Below are 6,887 nucleotides of genomic sequence, written 5' to 3' on the forward strand. Positions count from 1 at the left end.
CCGACAAATCCCAAACAGGACAGTCGATGACGTCAGTCAGTAGGCGAGTCAGGCTCATCAGCGGAACCACCAGTCATATCTTCACTGTCAGTAGTAGATGGCCCCCTTCAGCCCGCCGCTCGTGATGACGGGGTCGCCGTTGAGGGCGACGCTGAGCGGACTCGCCAGGAACGCGACGACAGCCGCCACCTCCTCGGGCTCCACGATCCTCCCGATGGAGACGGACGACGCGTACTGCTGCTCCAGCTCCGCTCGGCTGCGTCCCAGAGCCGCGGCCCGGTGTTCGAGGTTGTCCAGGAAGGTACGCGTCCGAGTGGCAGCGGGGTGCACCGAGACGACGTTGATCCCCGACGGTCCGAGTTCGTCCGCCAGGTTCTTCGTCATGGCGACCACGGCGGCGTTTCGAATCGAACCGGTCACCGACCCCGTCTGCCGTGACGCCAGCCCGCCGACGTTGATGACCCTGCCCCAGCCGCGTTCTGCCATTTCCGGAGCGAAAGCGCGGACACATCGCAGGTATCCGCGAACCTTGACGTTGATCTCCGCTTCCAGAGCGTCGTCCGGAATGAAACCGGGATTGGTCGTGGCGGCGTTGTTCACCAGGATGTCCACGCCACCGAGCCGGTCCCGGACCCTCCTCGCCATTTCCGTCACCGACGCGTCTTCTCCGGTGTCGGCCGCTACACCGATGACCTCGGCACCGGTCTCCGCCTGAAGGGCTTTCGCCTGCTCCTCGACGTCATCGGCTGATCTGGAGACGAGGGCGACCGACGCGCCTTCCGTCGAGAGAGCCCGCCCGACGGCGAATCCGATACCGCGGCTTCCGCCGGTGATGACGGCCCGTCGGCCCGCGAGTTGGAGATCCATGGCCCCTTGCGTTCCTTCCGATCACCTGCGCGTACGGCATCGGCGGCCGATGCCACCTCACCCGGTTCGCCGCGCTCAGCAGTCAAGCCGGTCACCCGGCAGTGTCACAAGGGTGCCGAGCCGCAACGAATGTGAAGCCGGAAAGGTTCGATGACTCGTGCCACGCCCACCCCGGCGGGCCACCGCCGGCCGCACCCACAAGCGCTCGTCAGGTCCCTGGGATCGATCATCCAGGCGGGCGCGGTGACTGATGAGCAGGAGCGGGTGCAGCCGTCGGGGGTGATGTGGGCCACGGCGGTAGGGGTGGCCAGGGTGCGGGCACTGGAGACCGAGCGGGAGGACGCGCTGTTCCGCGACCCACTGGCCCGGGCCTTCGTCACCGCCGGCGGCCTGTGGCCCTCCTCGCCGCCGCCCGGTGACGAGGCCGCGCGACGCCGCCGGCTGGGCGTGGCGTTCGCGCGGTCGGCGGCAGGCAGCCGGATGGGGCTGGCGTTGGGCTCGCGCGGTGTGATCGAGCGCTTCGGGGCGGACGCCGTGCCGAGATCGGCGGCGTCCCTGTGGGTGTCGGGGATGTCCGACGACCCGGTGGGCCGGCTGGCCGGGCAGGCTGGGCGACCGACAGCCACACCCTGAGCGAGCGCGCCGCCGCCTGCGGCCGCCCGATCAGCACCCCGCCGCAGCACGCGGAGCGGCCCGGCGGACTGGTCTCGGCGGTCCGCCGGTAGAGCGCCTCCCGGGTGGGCGTGCCCGCACCAGGGCGTTCACGAACCTGGTCCCAGCCGTGCGGTTCAGTGATTCCACTTCACCAGATCGCCGTCGAATTCGTCGACGGTGGAACCGGACCACGCGTCGTCGTGTCCGTTGGTGAGGTGCCCCCAGTTGCCGTACCGGCCGTGGATGCCGTCGCAGGTGACCCTCCTGACCGACGAGAACCTGTCGTTGAAGGCACTGTCCGTGTTGCCGTCGAGGACCACGGACGTGTACTTGCCGATGATCATTCCGCGCTTGGAGTCGGATCCCTGCACGTTGTGCTGGAAGTCGAAGTCGTAGTACAGCTTCAGGCAGTAGCCGGTGTTGTTGACGACCGAGCTGACGCTGTCATTGATGTTCGCGCCGTTCTGGTAATGGCTGTTGGTAAACCGCTGGATCTGGCCAGACCCGGAGACCAGGGTCTTCGTCTGGTCCGACTTCTGCCCGCTGTACCAGTACCCCTCGTAGAAGCACACGCCGCTGCAACTGGCGGCGGCGGACGCGGGAGTCCCTGTGGCGATGCCCCCGAAGAGGGCAGCAGCGGTGACACTCAGGGTCGCGGCGACGGCGCGACCCTTCTTCATACGGATCTTCTTCACGTCCGACACTCCTCGAAAGACAACATCCCTCGGCATCCCGCACACATGTATGCAAATGCCATCACCGTGATCACGGGGCGGAGCCCCCGCACAGTTCAGGACACTGGCGTGAAGTGATCGACCTCACGGCCGGGTCCGGCAACACGCAGTCCGTCCCCCTTTCGCCGGCGGACGGCCCCGCCGCGGTCCCGTCGGGACGACGGCGCCGGTCGCCGGCAGCGGCACACCAGCGGCGGCGGTGCTCCGCTACCGGGATCAGCCGATGAGCAGGTGGGTACGGCCGAACACGGCCGCGGCGACGCGTGCGGTCGGTGTGCCGCGGTCCAGGTCCGCCCCGGCCTGTCTGAGGACCGCCACCACGTCGTCGGCGCCTTTGAACAGGGCGCCCGCGATGGGTGTCTGGTCCCTGGCGTTGCGCAGGTCGGGGTCGGCACCGAGCCGGATCAGGGTGCGTACCGTGGCGGCGTGGCCGTGGTAGGCGGCGAGCATGAGGAGGGTGTTGCCCGACGGATCGGCGACGTCCACCGGCAGGCCGTGTTCCACGAACTCGGCCAGTTGTGCGGTGCGGCCCTCCCGCGCCAGATCCATGGCGATCGCCACGACGCGTCGCGTCTGCTCGGGGGTCATGGCCGCCTCCTGCTCATACGCGGCTCCTTCTGCTCACGGGTGGGGACGAGCACGGGTCCGGTCCGGTGTGGGCCCGCTGCGCCCACGCCGGACCGGACGGTCTAGAGGTTGCCGACGGCGAGGGCCTCGATCGCCTTGCGGACGCCTTCGCCGTAGGCCGGGTCGGCCTGGGCGCAGTGGGCGATGTGGCGCTCGACGGTCCGCTGCGAGGCGCCGTCGATCGCGCGGGCGGTGTTCTCGAAGAGCCGCTGCTGCTCCTCGGGGCTCATCAGACGGAACAGGTTGCCGGGCTGCTCGAAGTAGTTGTCGTCGTCCTCGCGGAAGTCGAACCGGTCGGCGACGGCGCCCACGCGCTGGCTCGGCTCACGGTAGGCGGGCTGCTGCTGCCAGCGGCCGTACGAGTTGGGCTCGATGCCGGGGGTGGCGCCCTGGTTGCCGTCCACCCGCATGCCGCCGTCGCGGTGGTAGGAGTTCACGGGGTTCTTCGGGGCGTTGACGGGGATCTGGTGGTGGTTCACGCCGAGGCGGTAGCGCTGGGCGTCGCCGTAGGAGAAGAGGCGGCCCTGGAGCATGCGGTCCGGAGAGAGGCCGATGCCCGGGACGACGTTGGCCGGGGTGAAGGCAGCCTGCTCGACGTCCGCGAAGTAGTTGCCGGGGTTGCGGTCGAGTTCCCATTCACCGACCTCGATGAGCGGGTAGTCCTTCTTCGACCAGACCTTGGTGAGGTCGAAGGGGTGGAAGCGGTAGTGCTCGGCGTCGCGCTCCGGCATGACCTGGATGTACAGCTTCCACTTCGGGAAGTCGCCCCGGTCGATCGCGTCGAAGAGGTCGCGCTGGTGGGACTCCCGGTCCTCGCCGATCAGGGCCTCGGCCTCGGCGTCCGTGAGGTTCTTGACACCCTGCTGGGTACGGTGGTGGAACTTCACCCAGAACCGCTCGCCCTCGGCGTTGACCAGGCTGTAGGTGTGTGAGCCGAACCCGTGCATGTGCCGGTACGAGGCCGGGATGCCGCGGTCGGACATGACGATCGTGACCTGGTGCAGGGCCTCGGGGAGGTTGGTCCAGAAGTCCCAGTTGTTCTCGGGGTCGCGGAGGTTGGTGCGCGGGTCGCGCTTCACCGCGTGGTTGAGGTCGGGGAACTTCAGCGGGTCGCGGAAGAAGAACACCGGGGTGTTGTTCCCCACCAGGTCCCAGTTGCCCTCGTCCGTGTAGAACTTCAGGGCGAAGCCGCGGATGTCGCGCTCGGCGTCCGCCGCGCCGCGTTCACCCGCGACGGTGGAGAACCGGGCGAACAGCTGCGTCTTCTTGCCGACTTCGGAGAAGATCCTCGCGCTCGTGTACCGCGTGATGTCGTGGGTGACCGTGAAGGTGCCGAACGCGCCGGACCCCTTGGCGTGCATCCTGCGCTCCGGGATGACCTCGCGGTCGAAATGGGCGAGTTTCTCCAGGAACCACACGTCCTGGAGGAGCATCGGGCCCCGCGGGCCGGACGTCAGGGAGTTCTGGTTGTCGGGAACCGGCGCACCGGCGACCGTGGTCAAGGGCCTCTGGTTGTTCTCGGGCACAGTTCGCTCCTCGGTAGAAGTGATTCTCGGCATGTCTCGGAGCCCCGGCGGTCCGGCCTGCCGAGTGTGCGCGTGCTGTGGCCCGCGCCCGCATCGACACACACCCTATATTCGGACGCCGGTCACGGCGAGAGGCTGCCGACGAACGTGTGTATGTGTGTATGTGTGTATGTGTGTATGTCGGAGCGTGGGTGGCAGGCCTGGCGAGGTGTGAGGGCCGGACGTGGGAAGCAGCCGGCTCCTGGACACCGTTCAGGGCGCCAGGAGCCGGTGACAAGTGGGGTGCGCACGCACGGATCGAGGAACAGGCCGGACCGGCGCGCCCTCCCCGGAGGTGCTGCCCCCCGTGGAGCCTTCCTCGCAACGCGTCCGTGAGGAAGGCCGCCGTCTAGACACCGTGTTCGCCGGAACAGCGGTGGAGCGGGATGGGCGGCGCCCAGCCGATCGTGTAGTACTCACAGATCTCGAGGGACCTGATGTCAGCGTCCCATTCGTGAGCGGTCGAGTGATTGACCGCCACGTCCAGTGTCACACGCGAGCCGTTCGCGAGTGTCATCCAGGCGGTAGCCGAGTAGTTCGATCCGGACGTCTTGGTGTGGATCCAGAACCAGCTCGGCGCCCCGTCACCCGGGCAGTTGTCTATCTGCACCTCGGTCGCACCGTAGTGGTACGTCTTCGCGCAGCTCTGCGCGCCCGCCGGCGCAGCCGTGGCGACGCCTGTCAGGCCCAGGCCGGTCACGGCGGTCGCCGCCGTGACGAGGGCTGCTCTGCGGAACGCCCTTCGGAACATCGGCTCACCTCTCTGAGATCTTCATAGCGGTACGTGGCACGGCGGTCGATGACAGGAAAGTCGCCCACAGTTGACACGTAGACCTCACACAGGAAATGATCAGAGTTTCTCCCGTGAAAGGGTGTCTCACACGCTGAGGCGCGTTTATCCCATCTTTCACGGGAGAAATCAGCACATGATGGATCCTCTTCGGGTCCGTCCCTGTGTGATGCCGGGGCCGCCGGGCCCCCGTCAGCCGACGGCCGGGGCCCGTCGAAGGTCAGCGCGCGGCAGGAGGCATCCGGCGCGGTTCAGGTCCAGCCGGTTCCCCGGGACCGTGCAAGCGGCCAGCCAGTAGGTCGCCGTGGCGTACCCGGTCCCCCGGTGGACGGAGATCGCGCCGTCGCGTGCCATCTCGCAGGGGTTGTCCAGGGTGCACTGCCCGCCGTCGTGGTTGCTGGTGTTGTTGATGGCGACGATCTTCCCGTCCGCCAGCACGGGGGATCCGGAGGTGCCGTGCCCGGTGTCGCAGTCAGGTGTGTACCGCACGACGTCCTCGGTGACGTTGGCCGTCTCCAGGACGCGGTAGGCGAACCCGTCGATCCGGCAGGAGAACTCCTGCTTCAGGCTCCCGGACACGACGCGGATCGCGGTGCCACGGGCGGGACGTCGGCCAGCGACCGTCAGGGCGGTGACCCCGTGGTCCCTCGCCAGTTCCCGGTACGTCTCGTCGATCTGGTAGAGGGCGATGTCCGTGCCGGTCAAGGTGACGTAGAGGGCCTTGGTCGCGTGCACCTGCGCGGCGGTGCCCCCGGAGCGGTCGCGCAGCCTGAACAGGCGGTGCGACGACTGGTCCACCAGGACTTCGCCGGGGACGGGCCGGGCTCCTTCGTAGCAGTGGCCGTTGGTCAGCACCAGTGCCCGGTCGCCGTCCGTGGAGACCGGCATCCGGACGACGGAACCCGAACATCCGTCGACGTCGACCGTGCCGGTGAAGTCAGCCGACGCCTTGACCGCGGTGGCCTTCGGGGCGGCCGCGGACGCCACCGTGGCCGGGGCGGCCGACGCAACGGGCGTCAACAGTGCCAGGCCGAGGAGGCCAACGCCGCCGAGTAGTGCCCTGGCCGTGGGGAAGCGCATCACTTGGTTCGTTCCTTCGTGAGCAGGAGAGGGAGCGGGAGGGGCAGGGGCAGGGGCAGGGGCAGGGGCAGGCGAGAGGGTGGGGTGCCGGGTCATTTCAGTCCCGGGCAGGTGCCGCCGGTGGTCTTCCCGGTGCGGAAGAAGTCGACCACGTGGGCGCCGCACGGCAGGTTCTTCAGGGAGGCGTGGACCCCGTCGACGACGGTCGCAGGGTGCCGCCGGCGCCTTGTGCGCCGCCTGTGCCCATGCGTAGGGGGTGTCGCCCTCGCTGAGGTGCCCGGAGATCTGGAGCGGGCTGCGTCCGCGGACCACGGCCGTGGGCGGGGTGTGCGTCGGCCAGTCGGCGCACCACGGGGAAATGTATGTGCCACCGAGGGCCGGGAAGGCGGCGCGGCGGGCTCGCGCGGCGGACCAAAGATGGGGGAAGTCCTTGGGGGTGGAGTCGGTGTTGCAGAGCATGGCGTGGTCATGTCCTCTGTAGTGGTGTAGCCGTGTCGGGTTGATCTTCAGCTGGATAGATCTTGTCCATGCTGCCTTCGGGGAGGTAGCGGCGGGGGAAGGCGATCCATT

6 protein-coding genes and 1 pseudogene are annotated in these 6,887 nt (G+C 68.5%); 1 reads left to right on the forward strand and 6 read right to left on the reverse strand.

The annotated features are described in order from the left end of the window. Positions 1 to 87 precede the first annotated feature (87 nt). Positions 88 to 867 carry an SDR family NAD(P)-dependent oxidoreductase gene (locus tag ACFC02_RS40885; RefSeq protein WP_376367828.1) on the reverse strand — a complete coding sequence of 260 codons (780 nt, stop codon included), beginning with the start codon at positions 865 to 867 and terminating at the stop codon, positions 88 to 90. A 282-nt stretch (positions 868 to 1,149) separates the two neighbouring features. On the opposite strand from ACFC02_RS40885, the pseudogene ACFC02_RS40890 reads away from it, so the two are divergent. Continuing rightward, positions 1,150 to 1,592, forward strand: a pseudogene (locus tag ACFC02_RS40890) (class I SAM-dependent methyltransferase). Positions 1,593 to 1,655: 63 nt separating this feature from the next. Here ACFC02_RS40890 and ACFC02_RS40895 read toward each other — a convergent pair. The 5 genes from ACFC02_RS40895 to ACFC02_RS40915 all read right to left on the reverse strand — a co-directional run bounded on the left by ACFC02_RS40895 (position 1,656) and on the right by ACFC02_RS40915 (position 6,317). Continuing rightward, on the reverse strand, positions 1,656 to 2,216 hold the full coding sequence (locus ACFC02_RS40895; protein ID WP_376367830.1) for a peptidase inhibitor family I36 protein: 561 nt from the start codon (positions 2,214 to 2,216) through the stop codon (positions 1,656 to 1,658). Positions 2,217 to 2,471: 255 nt separating this feature from the next. Continuing rightward, on the reverse strand, positions 2,472 to 2,843 hold the full coding sequence (locus ACFC02_RS40900; RefSeq protein ID WP_376367832.1) for an ankyrin repeat domain-containing protein: 372 nt from the start codon (positions 2,841 to 2,843) through the stop codon (positions 2,472 to 2,474). Positions 2,844 to 2,944: 101 nt separating this feature from the next. Further along, the gene (locus ACFC02_RS40905; RefSeq protein WP_376367834.1) at positions 2,945 to 4,441 is read right to left on the reverse strand and encodes a catalase; all 1,497 of its coding nucleotides are present in this window, start codon (positions 4,439 to 4,441) and stop codon (positions 2,945 to 2,947) included. A 355-nt stretch (positions 4,442 to 4,796) separates the two neighbouring features. Beyond that, positions 4,797 to 5,198, reverse strand: coding sequence for a hypothetical protein (locus ACFC02_RS40910; protein WP_376367836.1), 402 nt, complete (start codon positions 5,196 to 5,198; stop codon positions 4,797 to 4,799). Positions 5,199 to 5,429: 231 nt separating this feature from the next. After that, positions 5,430 to 6,317, reverse strand: coding sequence for a serine protease (locus ACFC02_RS40915; protein WP_376367838.1), 888 nt, complete (start codon positions 6,315 to 6,317; stop codon positions 5,430 to 5,432). Positions 6,318 to 6,887 lie beyond the last annotated feature (570 nt).

Source organism: Streptomyces sp. NPDC056160 (assembly GCF_042268205.1).
Taxonomy (GTDB): Bacteria; Actinomycetota; Actinomycetes; order Streptomycetales; family Streptomycetaceae; genus Streptomyces.

What these genes read in the sequence shown, in the direction of transcription:
- ACFC02_RS40885 (WP_376367828.1), bottom strand. Translation starts at nt 867, where the DNA reads ATGGATCTCCAACTCGCGGGCCGACGGGCCGTCATCACCGGCGGAAGC.
- ACFC02_RS40900 (WP_376367832.1), bottom strand. Translation starts at nt 2,843, where the DNA reads ATGACCCCCGAGCAGACGCGACGCGTCGTGGCGATCGCCATGGATCTG.
- ACFC02_RS40905 (WP_376367834.1), bottom strand. Translation starts at nt 4,441, where the DNA reads ATGCCGAGAATCACTTCTACCGAGGAGCGAACTGTGCCCGAGAACAAC.
- ACFC02_RS40910 (WP_376367836.1), bottom strand. Translation starts at nt 5,198, where the DNA reads ATGTTCCGAAGGGCGTTCCGCAGAGCAGCCCTCGTCACGGCGGCGACC.
- ACFC02_RS40915 (WP_376367838.1), bottom strand. Translation starts at nt 6,317, where the DNA reads ATGCGCTTCCCCACGGCCAGGGCACTACTCGGCGGCGTTGGCCTCCTC.